Source organism: Mesorhizobium sp. M6A.T.Cr.TU.017.01.1.1 (assembly GCF_004023115.1).
Taxonomy (GTDB): domain Bacteria; phylum Pseudomonadota; class Alphaproteobacteria; order Rhizobiales; family Rhizobiaceae; genus Mesorhizobium; species Mesorhizobium mediterraneum.
Genome location: NZ_RZTA01000008.1, coordinates 36,963 through 55,610 on the forward strand (window position 1 = coordinate 36,963; position 18,648 = coordinate 55,610).

20 protein-coding genes and 3 tRNA genes are annotated in these 18,648 nt (G+C 60.7%); 10 read left to right on the forward strand and 13 right to left on the reverse strand.

Annotated elements, in window-relative coordinates:
• Nucleotides 1-107 precede the first annotated feature (107 nt).
• Nucleotides 108-1,775 carry a hypothetical protein gene (locus EOB36_RS04180; RefSeq protein ID WP_128284349.1) on the reverse strand — a complete coding sequence of 556 codons (1,668 nt, stop codon included), beginning with the start codon at nucleotides 1,773-1,775 and terminating at the stop codon, nucleotides 108-110.
• Between the two features lie 165 nt (nucleotides 1,776-1,940).
• Nucleotides 1,941-3,116, reverse strand: coding sequence for an elongation factor Tu (gene tuf, locus EOB36_RS04185; protein WP_128284350.1), 1,176 nt, complete (start codon nucleotides 3,114-3,116; stop codon nucleotides 1,941-1,943).
• Nucleotides 3,117-3,474: 358 nt separating this feature from the next.
• On the opposite strand from tuf, the gene EOB36_RS04190 reads away from it, so the two are divergent.
• From EOB36_RS04190 to EOB36_RS04200, 3 genes are all read left to right on the forward strand, one after another.
• Nucleotides 3,475-4,596 carry a glycosyltransferase family 87 protein gene (locus EOB36_RS04190; protein ID WP_164897448.1) on the forward strand — a complete coding sequence of 374 codons (1,122 nt, stop codon included), beginning with the start codon at nucleotides 3,475-3,477 and terminating at the stop codon, nucleotides 4,594-4,596.
• Nucleotides 4,597-4,664: 68 nt separating this feature from the next.
• Nucleotides 4,665-5,552: a DMT family transporter gene (locus EOB36_RS04195; RefSeq protein WP_126106710.1), complete on the forward strand. Its 888-nt coding sequence runs from the start codon at nucleotides 4,665-4,667 to the stop codon at nucleotides 5,550-5,552.
• 63 nt (nucleotides 5,553-5,615) lie between these two features.
• Nucleotides 5,616-6,050: a GFA family protein gene (locus tag EOB36_RS04200; RefSeq protein WP_245467604.1), complete on the forward strand. Its 435-nt coding sequence runs from the start codon at nucleotides 5,616-5,618 to the stop codon at nucleotides 6,048-6,050.
• On the opposite strand, the gene EOB36_RS04205 is transcribed toward EOB36_RS04200, so the two are convergent.
• A complete protein-coding gene (locus tag EOB36_RS04205) occupies nucleotides 6,047-6,862 on the reverse strand; it encodes a sulfotransferase family 2 domain-containing protein (protein ID WP_128284353.1) in 816 nt (271 codons plus the stop codon). The genes EOB36_RS04200 and EOB36_RS04205 overlap by 4 nt on opposite strands.
• Nucleotides 6,863-7,102: 240 nt before the next feature.
• On the opposite strand from EOB36_RS04205, the gene EOB36_RS04210 reads away from it, so the two are divergent.
• Entirely contained in the window at nucleotides 7,103-7,774 is a 672-nt protein-coding gene (locus tag EOB36_RS04210; protein WP_245467599.1) for a peptidoglycan recognition family protein, read from the forward strand.
• A 152-nt stretch (nucleotides 7,775-7,926) separates the two neighbouring features.
• On the opposite strand, the gene EOB36_RS04215 is transcribed toward EOB36_RS04210, so the two are convergent.
• Entirely contained in the window at nucleotides 7,927-8,184 is a 258-nt protein-coding gene (locus tag EOB36_RS04215) for a GlsB/YeaQ/YmgE family stress response membrane protein (RefSeq protein WP_095489451.1), read from the reverse strand.
• 158 nt (nucleotides 8,185-8,342) lie between these two features.
• Between EOB36_RS04215 and EOB36_RS04220 the strand changes: the two genes are divergently transcribed.
• Nucleotides 8,343-8,810 carry a YidB family protein gene (locus EOB36_RS04220; RefSeq protein WP_126107505.1) on the forward strand — a complete coding sequence of 156 codons (468 nt, stop codon included), beginning with the start codon at nucleotides 8,343-8,345 and terminating at the stop codon, nucleotides 8,808-8,810.
• Nucleotides 8,811-8,955: 145 nt separating this feature from the next.
• Here the strand turns inward: EOB36_RS04220 and EOB36_RS04225 are convergent.
• Nucleotides 8,956-9,029: transfer RNA gene (locus tag EOB36_RS04225), tRNA-Gly, on the reverse strand.
• An 83-nt stretch (nucleotides 9,030-9,112) separates the two neighbouring features.
• Nucleotides 9,113-9,197, reverse strand: a tRNA-Tyr gene (locus tag EOB36_RS04230).
• Nucleotides 9,198-9,397: 200 nt separating this feature from the next.
• Between EOB36_RS04230 and EOB36_RS04235 the strand changes: the two genes are divergently transcribed.
• Entirely contained in the window at nucleotides 9,398-10,249 is an 852-nt protein-coding gene (locus EOB36_RS04235) for an RNA methyltransferase (RefSeq protein ID WP_127205705.1), read from the forward strand.
• Nucleotides 10,250-10,328: 79 nt separating this feature from the next.
• Here the strand turns inward: EOB36_RS04235 and EOB36_RS04240 are convergent, their stop codons facing one another.
• The 3 genes from EOB36_RS04240 to gcl form a co-directional block, all read right to left on the reverse strand.
• Nucleotides 10,329-11,216 (reverse strand): 2-hydroxy-3-oxopropionate reductase, encoded by an 888-nt coding sequence (locus tag EOB36_RS04240; RefSeq protein ID WP_128284354.1) that lies wholly within the window; start codon nucleotides 11,214-11,216, stop codon nucleotides 10,329-10,331.
• A 239-nt stretch (nucleotides 11,217-11,455) separates the two neighbouring features.
• Complete coding sequence (hyi, locus tag EOB36_RS04245; protein WP_128284355.1) at nucleotides 11,456-12,253, reverse strand: hydroxypyruvate isomerase; 798 nt, start codon at nucleotides 12,251-12,253, stop codon at nucleotides 11,456-11,458.
• 110 nt (nucleotides 12,254-12,363) lie between these two features.
• Nucleotides 12,364-14,145, reverse strand: coding sequence for a glyoxylate carboligase (gcl, locus tag EOB36_RS04250; protein WP_128284356.1), 1,782 nt, complete (start codon nucleotides 14,143-14,145; stop codon nucleotides 12,364-12,366).
• Between the two features lie 203 nt (nucleotides 14,146-14,348).
• On the opposite strand from gcl, the gene bhcR reads away from it, so the two are divergent.
• Complete coding sequence (gene bhcR, locus EOB36_RS04255) at nucleotides 14,349-15,233, forward strand: HTH-type transcriptional regulator BhcR (protein ID WP_127205707.1); 885 nt, start codon at nucleotides 14,349-14,351, stop codon at nucleotides 15,231-15,233.
• Nucleotides 15,234-15,294: 61 nt separating this feature from the next.
• The gene (locus EOB36_RS04260) at nucleotides 15,295-15,789 is read left to right on the forward strand and encodes a YbaK/EbsC family protein (protein WP_127205708.1); all 495 of its coding nucleotides are present in this window, start codon (nucleotides 15,295-15,297) and stop codon (nucleotides 15,787-15,789) included.
• Here EOB36_RS04260 and EOB36_RS04265 read toward each other — a convergent pair.
• From EOB36_RS04265 to EOB36_RS34290, 3 genes are all read right to left on the reverse strand, one after another.
• Nucleotides 15,757-16,113 carry a hypothetical protein gene (locus tag EOB36_RS04265; RefSeq protein WP_128284357.1) on the reverse strand — a complete coding sequence of 119 codons (357 nt, stop codon included), beginning with the start codon at nucleotides 16,111-16,113 and terminating at the stop codon, nucleotides 15,757-15,759. The two genes, EOB36_RS04260 and EOB36_RS04265, sit on opposite strands and share 33 nt — an antisense overlap.
• Before the next feature lie 164 nt (nucleotides 16,114-16,277).
• Entirely contained in the window at nucleotides 16,278-16,583 is a 306-nt protein-coding gene (locus EOB36_RS04270; protein WP_127205710.1) for a BA14K family protein, read from the reverse strand.
• A gap of 194 nt (nucleotides 16,584-16,777) precedes the next feature.
• Entirely contained in the window at nucleotides 16,778-16,945 is a 168-nt protein-coding gene (locus tag EOB36_RS34290) for a hypothetical protein (protein WP_164759232.1), read from the reverse strand.
• 154 nt (nucleotides 16,946-17,099) lie between these two features.
• On the opposite strand from EOB36_RS34290, the gene EOB36_RS04275 reads away from it, so the two are divergent.
• Nucleotides 17,100-17,175: transfer RNA gene (locus EOB36_RS04275), tRNA-Thr, on the forward strand.
• A gap of 348 nt (nucleotides 17,176-17,523) precedes the next feature.
• Here the strand turns inward: EOB36_RS04275 and EOB36_RS04280 are convergent.
• Nucleotides 17,524-17,748: a hypothetical protein gene (locus EOB36_RS04280; RefSeq protein ID WP_128284358.1), complete on the reverse strand. Its 225-nt coding sequence runs from the start codon at nucleotides 17,746-17,748 to the stop codon at nucleotides 17,524-17,526.
• 485 nt (nucleotides 17,749-18,233) lie between these two features.
• On the opposite strand from EOB36_RS04280, the gene EOB36_RS04285 reads away from it, so the two are divergent.
• Nucleotides 18,234-18,479 (forward strand): hypothetical protein, encoded by a 246-nt coding sequence (locus tag EOB36_RS04285; protein WP_128284359.1) that lies wholly within the window; start codon nucleotides 18,234-18,236, stop codon nucleotides 18,477-18,479.
• The last annotated feature ends 169 nt before the right edge of the window (nucleotides 18,480-18,648 follow it).

Below are 18,648 nucleotides of genomic sequence, written 5' to 3' on the forward strand. Positions count from 1 at the left end.
CGATCCTCGACCGGCCAGAGCGTCACTTGCTTCGGACGATAGCGGAACTATCGAACGTTGCTCAACCTGCCTCGATGGCCAGCTTGGGCCGGCTGCATGCCTGCGCCTTACAACTTGACGGGCGCGTCAGCCTGAACCTCGGACGTCGGAACCACGCGACAATTCTCCGGCATTGGCGCCGATTTGCAGATGGTCGGACCGGTAAATTCGTCAACCGATTCAAGCCCGGTCGTCAGCCCGACTTTCAACATCATGTCGGGTTCGAGCTGCCGATCACGCGAAGCCGGCACTGACCGGATCGCCACCAGCAGACCGGGTCCGACCGCCATGTCCTTGAGATAGGTTTTGACCTGCTGCTCCGACCCCGTGGAATCCACGGTCAATTGCGCACGAGGGCCGACAAGGCGCCTGACACCACCGGCAAGCATGATCGGACAGGCCGCCCCACACTCCCCGCTGGCATCGATCGTGAGCCCGACATAGACGCCATCTTCGGCGGTGCAATCCGCCTTGTCCGGCTCGCATCCAATGAAGTCCGTCCGCGCAACCGCCACGTCGAGCTTGCGTTCTCGGATCAGCCTTCCGGCGGCCAGAGCGCCAAGCACGTCACCTCCCGGCGAGTTGATCACCACGGGCAATCGCCGACCACCGATCTTGTCCAGCAGTTGGCGCAGCCGTTCCGGCGTCTGAGCGCTAATCGTGCCTTCCGCGGAGATCCATTCGGGACAATTGGGATCGCAGAGAAAACTTCTGCCTCGAACCAGAACGAAGCGCATATCGCCAACATCGGCCCGCTGCACGGTTTCGCGTTCGACCGACGCGTCGGGAGCGGGCTTGGCGTATGCCACCACATCGCCGGCCGGCGCCGGTACTTCCCTGCAGTTCGGGGCCACCGGATCGGTGTTGCACAGGGTTGCCGCGGTCAGCAGGTCGACGGCATCCAGGCTGGTAACGAGCTTCGTCTGCAGCATGTCGTAGGGAGCCAGTTGCTGGATGGTGCTGGCCGGCGTGTTCTTCATCGTCTCGAGCACGCCTTGGCCGACGCCCATTTCCTTCAGATAGGCCGCCAGTCTTTTCTCCACCGACTTGCTCATCTCGTAGGTCTTGTAGCTGCCGGCATTCTTGCGGCCGACGATCTTCTTGCTGAGGACCTTCTTCTTGCCCCTCACCACGCGATAGGTGGTCCGGTACTGCAATTTCGTCCGGATGTAGGTCGTGGTGATCTGATGGACGCCGAGATAGGCCCATTGCCCGACCACGCGCCTGATGCCGCCGGCAAACATCAGCGGGCAAGCGGAATTGCAGATGGCGCCGCTGGCATAGGCATTGCCGAAATAGCGAGCGCCCTTGGCATCGTTCTCGTTGCAGTCCTTGGCTTCGGGCTGGCAACCGGTGAACCGGGTTTTGCCGACCGCGATATCGAGTTTGTTCTTGCGGAGAACCCGGCCAAGCGCCAGCGCCGCTTCGACGTTGCCGCCGGGAGAGTCCACGACAACAGGCAGTTTTCGGCGGCCGAGTGCTTTGAGCGTGCGTTTGAACAGGGCCGGTGTGCCGGCTTCTATCGAGCCTTCAGCCGATATCCATTCCGGGCAGGTCGGCTCGCAACCAGGCGCGCTGCTGCGGACGACGACAAACCGCATCGCCGGACCAAGATCCGGCACGGATTTTTTTGTATTCGCCGCGAAGGCAGCGTGTCCCATGACAAGGAACGACGCCAAGCAGATCACCCCCAGCGTCCACCATGTCTGGCCATTCAAACGGTGCCATGGAACCATTTGGGCAAGCCCCCGCGATGCAACCTATACTAGTTGAGGTTTGGACGCTTGCAATAGTGTTTGGGACGACTGCGCAGGCGCATGTCGGCGGTGCCCCAGAAAGCAAAAAGGGCAGCCCGAGGACTGCCCTTTCGCATTCGATCTGACCGGCAGTGCCGGTGTCGATTACTCTTTGATGGTGACGACGATGCCGGCACCGACGGTGCGGCCGCCTTCACGGATGGCGAAGCGCAGCTTCTCTTCCATGGCGATCGGCACGATCAGCTCGACATCGACCGTGATGTTGTCGCCCGGCATCACCATCTCGGTGCCTTCCGGCAGCGACACGATGCCGGTCACGTCGGTCGTGCGGAAATAGAACTGCGGCCGGTAGTTGGTGAAGAACGGCGTGTGACGGCCACCTTCGTCCTTGGTCAGGATGTAGGCTTCGGCCACGAACTTCTTGTGCGGCTTGACCGTGCCCGGCTTGGCCAGAACCTGGCCGCGCTCGACACCTTCACGGTCGACACCGCGCAGCAGCGCGCCGATGTTGTCGCCGGCCTGGCCCTGGTCGAGCAGCTTGCGGAACATCTCGACGCCGGTGCAGGTCGTCTTGGTCGTCGGACGGATGCCGATGATCTCCAGCTCCTCGCCGACCTTGACCACGCCGCGCTCGACGCGACCGGTCACAACCGTGCCGCGGCCCGAGATCGAGAACACGTCCTCGATCGGCATCAGGAACGGCTTGTCCAACGGACGAACCGGCGTCGGGATGTAGGCGTCGACCGCCGCCATCAATTCGCGGATCGCGTCCTCGCCGATCTTCTTGTCGGAATCTTCCAGAGCCGCAAGCGCCGAGCCCTTGACGATCGGAATGTCGTCGCCGGGGAACTCGTTCTTGGTCAACAGCTCACGCACCTCGAGCTCGACCAGCTCGAGCAGCTCGGCGTCGTCGACTTTGTCGACCTTTTTCAAAAACACCACGATAGACGGCACGCCGACCTGACGGGCCAGCAGGATGTGCTCGCGGGTCTGCGGCATCGGGCCGTCGGCGGCCGACACAACCAGGATCGCGCCGTCCATCTGCGCAGCGCCGGTGATCATGTTCTTCACATAGTCGGCGTGGCCGGGGCAGTCGACATGGGCGTAGTGGCGGGCGGCCGTCTCGTATTCGACATGCGCCGTCGAGATGGTGATGCCGCGCGCCTTCTCTTCAGGCGCCGCATCAATCTGGTCGTAGCGCTTGTATTCGCCAAAATACTTGGTGATCGCCGCCGTCAACGACGTCTTGCCATGATCGACGTGGCCAATCGTGCCAATGTTCACATGAGGCTTTGTACGCTCGAATTTACCTTTTGCCATAGTCTCTTTCCTTGGACGGCCTGGACCTTCAGTTCAGTCGAATGCGGGGCGATTAGCGACTACGGCCGAAAAACACAAGTGCCTTGTGGCCGAACGCATTTTCACTCGATCCCGAACCCATGATCCGATTTCAGGGATGTGACGCCGATATGGGAATGAGGCGACGCAAATGTAAGACGGACACCACCGCGGCCAGTCGCGACACAAACTCTTAATGAAAACGGGGGCAAGATAACGCCCGGGCACCTTGCGGCGCGGGCAAACGGGCACCATGCGGATAGCCGACTTCACGGCAGGAAAAAACCTGCAACGTCTTATCTATCTCGCCGTCTGCGGCTTGACATTTGCCTATCTCTGCGTGCTTGTCATCGCGGTATTGATTGGCGATTGGCTGTTCGACGCGAACGGACAGCCAATCGCCACCGATTTCCTGGCATTTTGGGGCGCTGGCAAGTTTGTTCTGCAAGGCCACGCAGCCGATGCCTATAACTTGGAAATACACAAGAGCATCTCGTCCGCTGAAAGCGGCGCCGTTTTCAATGGCTATTATTCCTGGCAATATCCTCCAACTTTCCTGCTGGTGACCGCAGCATTGGCGCTGGTGTCTTATCCCGCCGCGTTGGTTTCGTGGATGGCATTCGGGATAACGTTCTATGCCTTTGCCATACGGCTGATCGGGGAGACACGCCTTGCGGTTCTGGCAGCCATGGCCTGGCCTCCCGTGCTTTGGAACACAGCGGTCGGGCAAAACGGCTTCGTCACCGCCGCCCTGCTTGGCGCAGCTATCGCATCGATTGAAAAACGCCCGGCGCTCGCCGGCCTCTTCTTCGGCCTGCTTACCTACAAGCCGCAGTTCGGTCTAATCATACCCGTTGCCCTCATCGCTGGAGGCTATTGGCGGGTCATCGGATGGGCCACCATTTCCGCCACTGCAATGGCCGTGCTTTCCATCGCCGTTTTCGGCACGCAGATCTGGTCCGACTTCTTTGACACCGCCGCCAAGATAAACGGGATGATCCTCGTCGACGGCAGGGCCGATTTTTCAAAGCTTCAAAGCCTCTATGGCTTTGTCCGCGCGCTTGGCGGAAGCTTGACGACCGCATGGGTCGCGCAGGGTTTTCTCATCGCAGCCCTGAGCGCCGGCATCATCTGGATATGGCTTCAAAAAGGAGCTTTCCATGTCAAGGCAGCAGCTCTCGCGACGGCGACGATCCTCGGCTCGCCATACGCGTTCATCTACGATTTCGTAGCCCTCGCCGTTCCGCTGGTGTTTCTGGGGAAAACAGGCTTTTCGGCGAAAGAGAGCGCCGTCGTGATCGCTGCAGGCATTCTGGTCGGCTGCGGTCCCTCGCAATACGCTCCCACCGCGTTCTTCTCGGCGCTGCTCGTGCTCAGCCTGGTGATCGGCCGTGCATTGCAGGTCTATGCCGTCCCGATACGTCCGGCGGTTTCGCGGCCCGGAATGGCCCGCGCGAACTGAAGCAAGTCCTGCTCCCTTGCCCGTTGGCGCCCATTGCCGCCATTAACCAGGTCTGATTTCCTGTTCCAATGCATTTCATTCCGATCGCCATCCGCGGCCCGCTGTTCATGATCCTCTCGACCGGGTCCTATGTCGTCAACGACACGATGATGAAGCTGGCGACGGTGGGGCTGCCACCCTATGAGGTGCTGTTTCTGCGCGGGACGGCGGCGACGCTGTGGGGCATCCCGTTGCTGTTTGCGCTGGGCTACGCCAAGCAGATCCCGCTGATCCTCGAAAGAAGAGTGTTGCGGAGAAACCTGTTCGAGCTGGCGGCAATCCTTTGCTACGTGGTGGCGCTGGCCAACATGCAGATCGCCGATTCGACCGCCTTGGGGCAGATCACTCCCCTGCTCATGCTGATTGGCTCCTCTGTCCTGTTCCGCGAACGGATCGGAGGGCTGCGCATGGCGCTGATCGGGCTCGGCTTCATCGGTGCGGTGATGGTGGCGCAGCCGACCATGCAGGGGATCTCGGTCTACGCCCTGCTGGCGCTCGGCAACGCGGCATTCGCCGCCGCGCGCGATCTCGCCGGGCGGCGGGTCGCCGCCGATGTGCCTGGAATGATCGTCGCTATTTCCGCGGTGGTGGTGGTGCTGGTCGGCTCAGGCGTCGCGCATTTGGTGTCGGAGCGTTGGGTAATGCCCGAGACGCATCATCTGCTGTTGATGGCCGGGGCCGGATTGTTCCTGATCTTCGGCCACTTCTTCATCTTCATGGCCTATCGCGTCGGGCCAACCGGCGTGGTGGCGCCGTTCTACTACTGCTTCACGGTTTGGGCGGTCATTTCGGGTCTGGTGGTGTTCCAGCAATTCCCGAACGCGCTGGCGATCAGCGGCATTCTTCTGGTGGTGGCCAGCGGGCTGACCATCGTGTCGCTCGACGAGCGCAGGCGCCGGCTGACCGTGGTCGCTTAGTTCAAGCTGGTCACCGCTAAAATGGAGAAGCCCGTGACAAGCCAGGAGAATGCCGGCAACCGCATGCTTGCCGGAAAGTGCATGTGCGGCGCCGTGCAATACGCGGTGGCCGACGAGTTCATCTACGCTGCGAATTGCCACTGCTCGAACTGCCGGCGCACCACCGGTTCCGCCTTCAAGCCGTTTGCCGGCATCGAGCGTGAGAGGCTGAGCCTGACCAAAGGCGAGGACAATCTCCTGATCTTCGGCGAGGAGACCGTCCATGACACCCATTGCAAGACCTGCGGCTCATTGCTCTATTCGGTCGTCCGCGACGGCGCTTTCGTGCACGTCGCCATGGGAACCCTCGTCGACGAGCCGGCTATCCGCCCGACGCATCACATCTTTGTCGGCTCCAAGGCGAAGTGGTTTGCAATCACCGACGACCTGCCCCAATTCGAAGAGCATGTGGTGAACGCCGAAGGTGCTGACGGACAGCCGGCACAGACCGGCAGCTAGAGAATTATCCTCGGCTCGATAAGCGAGCGCTTGGACATGAAGTGAAAGAGATTGCGCGGTGTTCGGGGATAGATGATCCGGCCATCGCGCAAGGCTCCCGGATCGCCGAAAACATGCAGCGTCGAGGGATCATCGGCATCGCCTTCAGGAATGCCTCCCCATTTTTGCGGATCGTAGTAATCGACGAGAAATCCATAGTCGTAGCGGCAAAACCGCATCGCCTTGGCCAACGCCGCCGGCGACAGGTCCGAAGGGCTGATTTTCCTGCCGCCGACCTGCAGCCGTGGCAGGTCGAATACCCGTCCGCTTACAGAGGATAGAAACGCCTTCACTCTGTCCATCTGCTCGAATTTGAAGACATGTTCGAAGAGGAACAGGCTGCAGCCGGTAAAATAGCGCGGCGACGCCACGTGGAACTGGATCTCCCAGGAGCAGGCGCAGTATTTCTCGATGTTGAAAATGAACGTATCGAAGTCCGGATCGACCGGAATGCCGAGCCTTTCAAGCTTCTCCCTGTCCACCTCCGGTCTGGTCAGAACCCGAGTGTCGGAGATCCTGCTGGAATAGGCGGAGAGAAGCCGCTCCAGGGGATCGCGGACGATCGTGAACCGGCCCTTGTGTCCGTCATATGTGGGAAAGAAAGGGTCGACGTAGTTTGTCGCCAAATGGCCGTGAACGTCATTGTCGGGGTCGAACCCGGAGAGCGAGCCTTCCTTTCCGTCGAGCGCCATAAGCGCATATTTGACGCTGCTGCTGCCACTCTTCGGGATGGGATAATAGGTGATCGCGAGTTCTTTTATTTCAATCGCCATTGCCGACTGCGCCCGACATCGCCCATCCCGCCCAAATCCGTGCCGGAAATTCCCTATCAGAGTTGCCCGCTTGCCTCTAGCCAGGAACAAGCGGGCCGCAGCCCGGTATCCTGCCTTAGGCGACAAGTGCAAAAGCGCCGAACGTTAGAAACGCTCAACCAAATTATCGTTTCGTTTTCGCATTCTCTGTCAAAGAAACTATAGTGATCGCGTTTGCCAGATTTGTTGCGGGGATTTTCTGTGGCATTGCCGCCGGACTGGATGCCCAACGTTCCGATGAAGCGGGTCATTTGCCATTGGACGGCAGGCTTGCATTCGGCAGGCGAGACCGACAAGGACGCCTATCATATCCTGGTCGAGGGGAATGGTGGCCTCGTCAGGGGCCGGCCTTCCATCACGCTCAATTCCGGGAGGGTGAAATCGGGATACGCAGCTCACACCCTCAACTGCAACAGCGGCTCGATCGGGGTTTCTCTCTGCTGCATGGCCGGGGCGGAAGAAAGACCATTCAATGCCGGCCAATACCCGATGACGAGGACGCAGTGGGATGCGCTGATCGTCGTCGTCGCCGCGCTTTGCAAATACTATCGCATCAAGGTCACGCCCAAAACGGTTCTTTCGCACGCCGAGGTCGAGCGCAATCTCGGCATCGAGCAGCGCGGAAAATGGGATGTTAGCCGCCTGCCCTTTGACCCGACGGTCGTCGGCGCGAGCGCCTGCGGCGACCGGCTGCGCCAGCAGGTCATGGTGGCGATGGGGTCGATGCCCGACCTGCCTGTCAGAAGCGGCCGTGACGCAGCTCTGGAAACTGCTTTCAGACGTCTGCTCGATGAATTGTGGCCAATCCTGGCCAGAGGGCTCGAAGCTGGCTTCAACACGCTGGTCCGCGAAATTCTCAAACGGATCAGATAGAGCGCTCCTCGCCGCACCGTCGCACGGGTAAATTGGACGAGAAGTCGCGGCTTCCCAGAGCGGAAAGCCGCGATATCGGATGGACCGAAAGCGGCCGGCCAGAACACGTCAGGCGGCCCGCCGAAGCCGCCTTGCCTGTCGGCTTTTAATCTCTAAAGAGCCCGGTTCCCGGTGAACTGGTGATAGGCCCACAGAACGACCACCGATCCCAGCACGGCGACGATCAGGCTGTAGATGTTGAGGCCGGTAACGCCTGACGCGCCAAAGGCGCTGAAGATCAGGCCGCCGACAACAGCGCCGACGATCCCGAGTATGATATCAAGAACAAGGCCCTGCCCGCTCTTGTTGACGATCTTGCTGCCTATAAAGCCGGCGATAACGCCAAGGATGATCCAGCTTAATATTGACATTTTCCTCTCCATTCCCCGCCTCCGATTACTTCCACATTATTAAGCAAAGCTCAAGCCAACTTGAAATTCATGATTACGGAAAGCTCAACCAGCTTGAAATTCGACCCGAATGGGTCATTGTGGAGATGGGACGGGCAACATTGACATGGAGATCCACAATGGGACTGTTTGACAATGCCGTTCCCGGCGGTAACGTCGCCAAGCCGCTGATGATCGCGCTCGGTGCGCTGCTGGTTGGAAAAATGCTGAGCGGTGGAAGTTCCGCCCAGACCGATCCGGCCCAAAGCCCCGCCCCCGTGCCGCCTGATACAACCGCATCCGCCGACGGTGGCTTGCTCGGCGGACTGGGCGGCCTGCTCGATAAGCTGAAAGACGCCGGCCACGGCAATGCCGCCGATTCGTGGGTCGGCACCGGGCAGAACCAGCCCATCCAGGCCAACGATCTGGGCAATGCGTTGGGCCCGCAGGTCATTCGCGAGATCGCGCAAAGGACAGGGCTGAACGAGCAGGACTTGCTCAAGCAATTGTCCGCGGCTTTGCCGGGTCTCGTCGACCAAATGACGCCGAACGGACAGGTGCCGCAACAGAATCAGCTCGCGTCGATATTCAGCAAATTCAGCAGCTAGGTCGCCGCGCCCCTTGGACGCGCTACGAAGCTCCAACACCTTGAATTTCAATTGCGGACGGTCCCGTCCGCAAAGCGTTTCAACCTTGCGCTGACCTTTGGTTCTGGATCATGCGCGAAGCCCGACGGAGCAGCGAATGGAAATCTGGAGCGGGTAGCGGGAATCGAACCCGCATATTCAGCTTGGAAGGCTGCTGCTCTACCACTGAGCTATACCCGCGCCTTTCAGCTAGGCATCGGCCGAAAACCGCTATGCACTTTTCGATCCGATGCTTCCGCGTTTCAGGGCTTCCGGGCCGGCAGTGGTGGAGAGGGTTGGATTTGAACCAACGTAGGCATAGCCAACGGATTTACAGTCCGTCCCCTTTAACCACTCGGGCACCTCTCCAGTCTGCCGCCGGAGCCATGCAACGAGGCATCGACGCGTCGCAACCGCCGTAGCAGCCCTTCGCGAAGCGCCTTATGGCGGCAGCGCCCAAAACTGTCAACCGCAACATCCCGGCAAAACGCGCTGAATTTGATGCCTCGCCCGACAAGCAGGTTCTGCGGCTGTATCCATACGCAGACGACACGGCTATAGAACCGGCCATGAGCAACGACAACAAGCCCAAGACCCCAAAAGACACCCACTACGCCAAGCTGCGCCGTGCGCATCGAGACGAGAAGAGCGGCGGCGCGCCGACGTTCAGGCCGCGCCAGCCGGTGCCGCCGGGAGAGACCGTCGCGAACGGCCTGGTGAGGCTCTACGGCCTGCATACGGTGCGGGCGGCACTCGACAATCCGAGCCGGCGGATCAGGAAGATGCTGGTGACGCGCAATGCCGCCGAGCGGCTGGCGATCGCCAACCTCGCCGCCTTGCCCTTCGAGGCAGAGCTGGTCGAACCGAAGGACATCGACAAGGTCACCGGCTCCGATGCCGTTCATCAAGGCGTGTTGATCGAGGCCGAGCCGCTAAAACCCAAGCGCCTCGACGCGCTCGGCGATACGACGCTGGTGCTGGTGCTCGACCAGGTCACCGACCCGCACAATGTCGGTGCGATCTTGCGCTCGGCAGTCGCCTTCGGCGCCGGCGCGCTGATCACCACGGCGCGCCACAGCCCGCATGAATCCGGCGTGCTGGCGAAATCGGCCTCCGGCGCGCTGGAGCATATCGACCAGATCGAAGTGAAGAACCTCGCCGACGCGCTCGGCCAGTTGCACGAGGCCGGCTTCCAGACCATCGGCCTCGATTCGGACGGGCCGGCGGAACTCGAAAAGAGTTTTTCGGGAGAAAAGATCGCATTGGTGCTGGGCGCCGAAGGCAAGGGCCTGCGCCAGAAGACGCGCGAGACGGTGACGACGCTCGCCCGGCTCGACATGCCCGGCGCCATCCGCTCGCTCAACGTGTCGAATGCTGCGGCGGTGAGCCTTTATGCGGCGAGGAAGTTTTTAGGGCAGTAAGGGAATAGGGCAATAAGGCAGTATGTTTCGCTCAGAGTGGATCCACCCTACTGCCCTACTGCCCTACTGCCCTACTGCCCTACTGCCCTAACCCATGCCCCGCCATCCTCTCCAGCGCCCTGACCAGCGCCGAGTGATCCTCCTTGGCGCCGCCATTGGCCGCGCAGGAGTTGAACAATTGCTGTGTGGTAGAGGTGTTGGGTAGCGCGACGCCGAGCGCCTTCGCGCCTTCAAGAGCGAGATTAAGATCCTTCTGGTGCAGTTCGATGCGAAAGCCCGGCGCGAAGCTGCGCTTGATCATGCGCTCGCCATGCACTTCTAGAATGCGCGAGGCCGCCAGCCCGCCCATCAGCGCTTGTCGTACCTTGGCCGGGTCGGCACCGGCTTTTGACGCAAAAACAAGCGCTTCGGCGACTGCTTCAATGGTCAGCGCAACAACGATCTGGTTGGCGACCTTGGTGGTCTGGCCGACACCGTTGGGGCCAACCAGCGTGATGTTCTTGCCCATCTTCCCGAACACCGGCCTGGCGCGCTCGAAGGCCTTTTCCTCGCCGCCGACCATGATGGTCAGCGATGCGGCCTTGGCGCCGACCTCGCCGCCGGACACCGGCGCGTCGAGATAGTCGCAACCGAGATCGTTGATCTTCTCGGCGAATTCCTTCGTTTTGATCGGCGAGATCGAACTCATATCGATGACCAGCTTGCCCCCGGACAGACCTGAGGCGACGCCGTTGTTGCCGAACAGCACATCGGCCACCTCAGGCGTGTCGGGAACCATGGTGAGGATGATGTCGGCCGTTTTCGCCACGGCGTGATGGCCGGAGACGGTCTTCAGACCCTTGGCGACGAGATCGGCCGGTGGCTTGGATCGGTGGTCGCTGGCGACGACGGTGTAGCCCGCGTCGAGCAGATGCCCCGCCATCGGCGCGCCCATGATGCCGAGGCCGATGAAACCGATGGTTTCCATTCATTTTCTCCGTCGTGTTCCTTGTTAAGGCCGCGTTCCTTCGCGCCCCCCTCTGGCCTGCCGGCCATCTCCCCCACAAGGAGGGAGATTGGATGTCACCGCCGCCTTCGCCAATCTCCAAGGTTGCAGGAGTGAGCGAGGCGCCGAAGCTGCCAATCTCCCCACCCGTGGGGGAGATGGCCGGCAGGCCAGAGGGGGGGCGCGAAGGAATGCGACCTCAATCACTACCTCCCCGGTCGCTAAGCCGCCGCACTACCCTGCCCGGCCAAGTTCCGGAACCATCCGAGTCCGGCTTCCGTGCCGGCCTTCGGCTTGTACTCCGCCCCAATCCAGCCGGAATAACCAATGCGGTCGATGTGGTTGTACAGAAAGGGAAAATTGATCTCGCCCGTCCCCGGCTCATGACGGCCGGGATTGTCCGCAAGCTGGATATGCGCGATGCGGCCGAGGTTTGCCTCGATGGTGCGGGCGAGATCCCCCTCCATGATCTGCATGTGATAGATGTCGTATTGCAGGAACAGGTTCTTCGAGCCGACGCGGTCGATGAGCGCCAAGGCCTGAACCGAATAATTCAGGAAGAAGCCTGGAATATCGAGCGTGTTGATCGGCTCGATCAGAAGCCTGATGCCGGCCTGCTCCAGCTTCTCCGCTGCGAAAGCCAGGTTCTCGGCAAAGACATCTTCCAGCACGCTCCGTTCGACGCCCCGCGGCGCGATGCCGGCGAGGCAGTTGACCTGTTCGCAACCCAGCGCATGCGCGTAGGTGATCGCCTTGGCGACGCCTTGCCGGAACTCGGGAACGCGATCCGGCAACACGGCGATGCCGCGCTCGCCCTTGGCCCAGTCGCCGGCCGGCAGGTTGAACAGCACCTGCGTCAGGCCGTTCTTCCTGAGCCTCGCGGCAACCACCTCCGGCGCATGGTCATAAGGACCGATATATTCGACGCCTTTGAAGCCGGCGCGGGCGGCGGCATCAAAGCGGTCGAGGAAATCGTGCTCGCCAAAGAGCATCGAGAGATTGGCTGAAAAACGCGGCATTCTTTTTTCTCCGGTTCCAGACCATGATCCCGAAAAGTGAAAACCGGTTTTCGGAAAGATCATGGTCAAACAAGAAGATAGAGCCCCATCCCAGCGGGATGGATCAGGCTCTAATCGAGCATCACGATCGCGGTCGGCGCGTCTTCGTGATGTTCGGCAAGCTCCTCGAATTCGGTGATCTTGTCGATTTCGGTGCCCATCGAAATGTTGGTGACGCGTTCGAGGATGAATTCGAGCACGACCGGAACCTGGTGCTCCTTCATCAGGCGCTGCGCCTGCTCGAAGGCGCCGGCGAATTCCTCCGGCCTGCGCACCCGGACCGCCTTGCAGCCCATGGCCTCGGCGACCGCAACGTGATCGACGCCGTAGCCAGCCTCGGGACCGTCTTTCCGGTTGACGTTCTCGAAGGCGAGACTGACCTCGAAATCCATCGAAAAGCCGCGCTGCGCCTGGCGGATCAGGCCGAGATAGGCATTGTTCACGACGACGTGGATATAGGGCAATTTGTGCTGCGCGCCGGCCGCCAATTCCTCGATCATGAACTGGAAATCATAGTCGCCGGACAGCGCCACGATGTTGCGCTGCGGATCGGCGGCGCGGACGCCAAGCGCTGCCGGCAGCGTCCAGCCAAGCGGGCCGGCCTGGCCGCAATTGATCCAGTTGCGCGGCTTGTAGACATGCAGGAACTGCGCGCCGGCGATCTGCGAAAGCCCGATCGTGGTGACATAGGTGGTATCGCGGCCGAATGCCTTGTTCATCTCCTCATAGACGCGCTGCGGCTTCAGCGGCACCTGATCGAAATGCGTCTTGCGCTTCATCGTCTTCTTGCGACCCTGGCATTCCCTGACCCAGCCCGACCAGTCGCGCAGTTTCCCCGCCGTCTTCCACTCGGTGGCGACGTCGAGCAGCATTTTGAGCGCCGCGCCCGCATCCGACACGACACCGAGATCCGGCGCGAAGACGCGGCCTATCTGAGTGGGCTCGATGTCGACATGGATGAATTTTTTGCCTCTGGTGTAGACGTCGACAGAGCCGGTGTGGCGGTTGGCCCAGCGGTTGCCGATGCCGAAGACGAAGTCGGCCTCGAGCATCGTCGCGTTGCCGTATCGATGCGACGTCTGCAGCCCGCACATGCCGGCCATCAGCCGGTGGTCGTCGGGGATCGCGCCCCAGCCCATCAGCGTCGGGATAACAGGCACGCCGGTAACTTCGGCGAATTCGATCAGCAGGTCCGAGGCATCGGCATTGATGATGCCGCCGCCGGCGACGATCAGCGGTCTTTCGGCCGCGTTTAGCATCGCCAACGCCTTCTCCGCCTGGCTGCGCGACATCGCCGGCTTGAACGGCACCAGCGGCTCATAGGCATCGATGTCGAACTCGATCTCGGCCAGTTGCACATCGACCGGCAGATCAACGAGAACCGGCCCCGGCCGCGACGAGCGCATCAGGTGGAACGCCTTCTGCAGCGCCATCGGCACGAGATAAGGTTCCATGACGGTGACCGCCCATTTGGCGACGGGCGCAGCGATGGCGGCGATGTCGACGGCCTGAAAATCCTCCTTGTTGAGACGCGCCCGCGGCGCCTGGCCGGTGATGCAGAGGATGGGAATAGAATCAGCCGCGGCCGAATAGAGGCCGGTGATCATGTCGGTGCCGGCCGGACCCGAAGTGCCGACGCACAGGCCGATATTGCCTGATTTGGCGCGGGTAAAGCCTTCGGCCATGTGCGACGCCGCCTCGACATGGCGCGCCAGGATGTGGCGGATGGTGCCCCTCGCCTTCAGCGCCGAATAGAACGGGTTTATCGCAGCACCCGGTACGCCGAAGGCGCAGGAAATACCTTCCTTTTCGAGAACGAGAACCGCTGCGTCGACCGCGCGCATCCTGGCCATTTCAGCCTCCACGGAATTTGTTGATGGCTGAGAATGCCAGTGGGCCGACTATTTTTCAATTTTTTCAGAATATTTTTTCATTTCTAGAAAACAGCTACTATGCTCTGATTTAATTATGTTTTGCGTTTTCCATGGATTCGGCGGATGCGAATCGTGAAAAACTTTTTCATTGCGCATTTCGCGAAATCGGCAAGAATGCCGTCATGGAAACCACCGAAAAACGCCAGCGCGGACGGCCGCGCGCCTTCCACGGTCCGTCCGAGGCCGCTTCGGTGCAGTCGCTCGATCGGGCGCTGCGCATCCTGGCCATCGTCGCCGACGGCAGCGGCCTGTCGCTGAGCGAGATCGCCGCGCAGAGCGGCCTCGCCGCGTCTACCGCCTACCGCATGCTGACGACGCTGGAAAACCACGGCATGGTCGAGTTCGACAGCACCGACCAGCTTTGGTCGATCGGCGTCGAGACTTATCGCATGGGTGCGGCGTTCCTGCGCCGCCGCAAGCTGGTCGACCGCGCCCGCATCGTCATGCAGGAACTCATGGAGAAGACCGGCGAGACCGCCAATCTCGGCGTCGCCGAGGACGACTGCGTCGTCTTCGTCAGCCAGGTCGAGACGCACCAGGCGATCCGCGCCTTCTTCCGGCCGGGCACGCGCAGCTCCTTCCATGCCTCGGGCATCGGCAAGGCGGTGCTGGCGCATCTCGAGCCGGAGCGCGTCGGCGCCATCTTACGCCGGGCGGGGCTGGAGCGCTTCACCGAAAAGACGCTGTCCGACATCTCGGCGCTGGCGCGCGACCTGGTGACGATCAAGCTGCGCGGCTGGTCGGTCGACGACGAGGAGCGGCATCCCGGCATGCGCTGCGTGGCCGCCGCCATCTTCAACGAGTTCGGCGAGCCGATCGGCGGCGTTTCGGTCTCGGGGCCGACGGTGCGCGTCACACCGGAGCGGCTGGCTGAGATCGGCCCGCTCGTGCACGAAGCCGCAACGGAAATAACCAGGATGATTGGTGGTCTGCCACCCCCTTCTTCACCAAGCCGCGCCGCCGAACCGGGTTCACTCTTCGAGATTGGCGCAGGGCGCTCACCTTGACAGCCGCCCGGCTACGGCCAAGTTTGCGTCCACCTTCCGCCAGCCGACGCCCGAAAGACGCATGAGCCTCCAATCCGTCAAAGCCTTCTTCGCCGAATATGCCCCCGACATCGAGGTGATCGAAACGCCGACAAGCTCGGCGACCGTCGCGCTCGCGGCCGAGGCGCACGGCGTCGAGCCGGGGCAGATCGCCAAGACCATCTGCCTGCGCGTCGGTGACCGGGTCATGCTGGTCGTCGCCCGCGGCGACGCGCGCATCGACAATCGCAAATCGCGCGATGCATTCGGCGGCAAGCCGCGCATGCTCGATGCCGAGCAGGTGGCCGAAATCACTGGCCATCCGATTGGCGGCGTCTGCCCCTTCGGCCTCGCCTCGCCGTTGCCGGTCTATTGCGACGTATCGCTGCGCGTCTACGATCAGGTCGTGCCAGCGGCCGGCGCAACCAATGCAGCGGTGAAAATAGGCGTCGAGCGCATGGCAGCGCTGACCGGCGCCGAATGGTGCGACATCTGTCAGGATGAGCTAGGCCCCGGGCACCGCGCTCCTGGTCGATAGGTCGTAGAAATCAAGCAGGATCGCCAGCCCAACTCCGCAGGCGGTGAAGATGAGGCCGGCGATGAAGATGCGGGTGGCGCGTTCATAGACGCGTCGCTGTAGAGACGTTGTGTCGAGCAGCAACCGCAGCGCTCGTATCTGCAAGGCAATGCCTATCAAAATCGGCACGACTGCTGCCAGGTGATAGATTTCCCAAGGGAGCGGGTTGGCGGCCCAATGCGTGATGAAGCCCAGCGAGAAAGCCAGTAGAATGCCGACGGTGGTGATCGTGCCGTTGCGGAAATCCGTCTCAATCTGCTCTTCCTTGGGTTCGTGCTCGTCCAAGCGTCCCTCTCCCTCTGGTGCCTTCACCGCCAGACTAAGATGTCGAAAAATCCCTGTACATCCCTCGCTGGAACCGGTTGCGGTGCCGGGTTCAATTTGCAACCCAGACAGCTGAAAAAGGGGCAGTGGGGTGCCCCTTCTTCCGGTTGCCTGAAACGGTCCTCTCAAATCCGGCAACGGTGACGGTAGCCGTCGTAGCCGACATAGGTATCGGAGTACGGATCGTAGCTCTGATAGCGGTTGAGGCAGCGCCGGACGTGCCACGAACCGCCGTGTTCCTCGATATAGACGGTGCGAGGCTGGGCGAGCGCGGTGCCGAGCAGGAAGCCGCCGACGCCGGCGGCAATGCCGATGCCAAGGTGCTTGTTGTGATGCTTGTGATGGGCGGCCGAAGGCTGAACGGTGCCGGCCAGCATGGCGGCGGCGACAGCGGTGGCGATGAGGCCGGAAACGATGGTGCGCTTGAACATGACGATCTCCTTACTGCGTTGTGTGAGAGGCGATCCATCCGCCTCTTGACCATCAGTCGTTGCGGCAAGGAAAAAGGTTCGATGATTTTTCGAATTTTTTCGAACGAGGAAAATCGACCGGTCTGACAAGGTTCGCTGTCAGCACGCAATCATGACCGGCAGGCGGCGCCGGTCGACATCCCGGCGGGGAGGCCTCAGCCTATGCCGGTGATATGACGCAGCCAGAAGGCGAGCGCGATGAAGCCGATGATGGTGGTGACGCCGGTCCAATCGACATTGGCGCTCTTCAGATTCTTGACGAGCTTCACCAAGAGAATCCAGGCCACGACGACGACCAGGGCAATGACGACAAATCTGATCATGCGGCACCCTCGCCTACCCGATTGCACCTTCAATATAGGAAGCGAATTGGCCGTTTTCAGGATGCCCGCGCCGGCCGTTCCGGCGCGCTCACGGGTAGCCTAAAACAGAGTTTTGTCTTTACTGGCGCAACAAATATGCTAACCGGAGCGCCGTGCCCTTGTAGCTCAGCTGGTAGAGCAGCGGTTTTGTAAACCGAAGGTCGGCGGTTCGATTCCGTCCGGGGGCACCAGAAACTCGAATAAACAAAATAAAATCAACGGCCTTGGTTTGGGATCATCCCAGATCGTTTGTCCGGGGGAACCTACGGGGGAACCAACCCCGCATCGTATTCGGTTCATGGTCGGAACGCTACCAGTGCCAGTTCGGACAAACCACAATTGAGCCGAAGCAGGCTGTTGTCGCGATGGTGCTGGATGGCAAAAAGGATTTCGTCTTACCCGACGCTGTCAAAATAGAGGCGGAAGGAAGCCAATATAACTTCCGGCGATTGCCTTCCGAACAACTCTCGGAAGCCACGATCGAAATCTCGGGTTGCCATAACGGTCACCTTCAGCTTTGAACGCAACTCGTCGGATAACTAAGCTGGATTGCGCTCATCGAAAGCCACGAACAGGCCCAGGGCAGCAGCTACTTCGAGGATAGCTTCGGTTAAATCGTCGTTGGATGCGACCAAACCAGGTGCAGCCTGCCGAACTTGGTTCAATGCTGCTTTGACCGAAACGGTGTCCCCATGGCCGGCCCTGTTGAGGACTGCGGCAATCGCCTGATCTAGAACTGGACCGACCCTATGGACGATTCTCATCCACCTTCCCCCCCGGGAACGTAAGAAGGTAATGATAGCGTGTCTGGGGATGCGATGCAACCGACGCGGGAAATCGCACCGAATTGGGTCTGGCGCCGGCAGATGGCGGGCCTTGGCCGGTCGCGGCGGAACTCATTGCTCTGGAAGAAACTTGCGAGCCCGTTTCCCGAACCGATCAAAATCGTCGGCACCTGAAAGCGGCCAAACGAGGTTAACAGTAGGTCCAACGCTCGGGTACAAAACGGTACACGGGCTTAACCGCTTCAGAGGAAGAGGCCCTTTCTATCCGATTGATTTCTGGTCAAATTCTGGGAACGCTCAAGTTGGATTTGGGTCTTATCGCGGTCCGGGGCACCCAGCAAGCGCCTCTTGTGAGAACGTCTTAAGGCGGTCGATATCTGCTCATCCCCGATTTCCACAGGTTGGGACCGTAGCATATCAGTTCCAACGCTTATATTCCCTAGTGGAAACCATAGGAGTCTCTGTTGGAGCAGAAACGCACGATCGCCCCCTTTATTGGTGGCATGTATGGCAGCCTTGTTGCCCTCGCGTTGGCGTTCGGTTTCCGCTTCCTGATAATTCCCGATCCTGATCCAACCTCGCAAACAACGATAATCTTTTCAGGACTGGCCTTTTCGATTTGTTTCAGCCTGACTTTCCTTCGCGAGCATCGACGCCAGATCGCTGCCGCCAGAAAATTTCTAAGCCGTCCAAGATCGTATCAGGACTGATCCCCGCGTTCTGCAACGCAAAGCCCCGGGCCCTCTGGGCCATCGGGCCATCAGAAAAATTCAGTAAAATCGAACCAACTGATGCAACAGGGCGATGCGTACCGCTCGCATCCCTGCTACCCGGGCATTTAAAGCCATTCGATTAAAATGCTCCTGTGTATATTAGCAA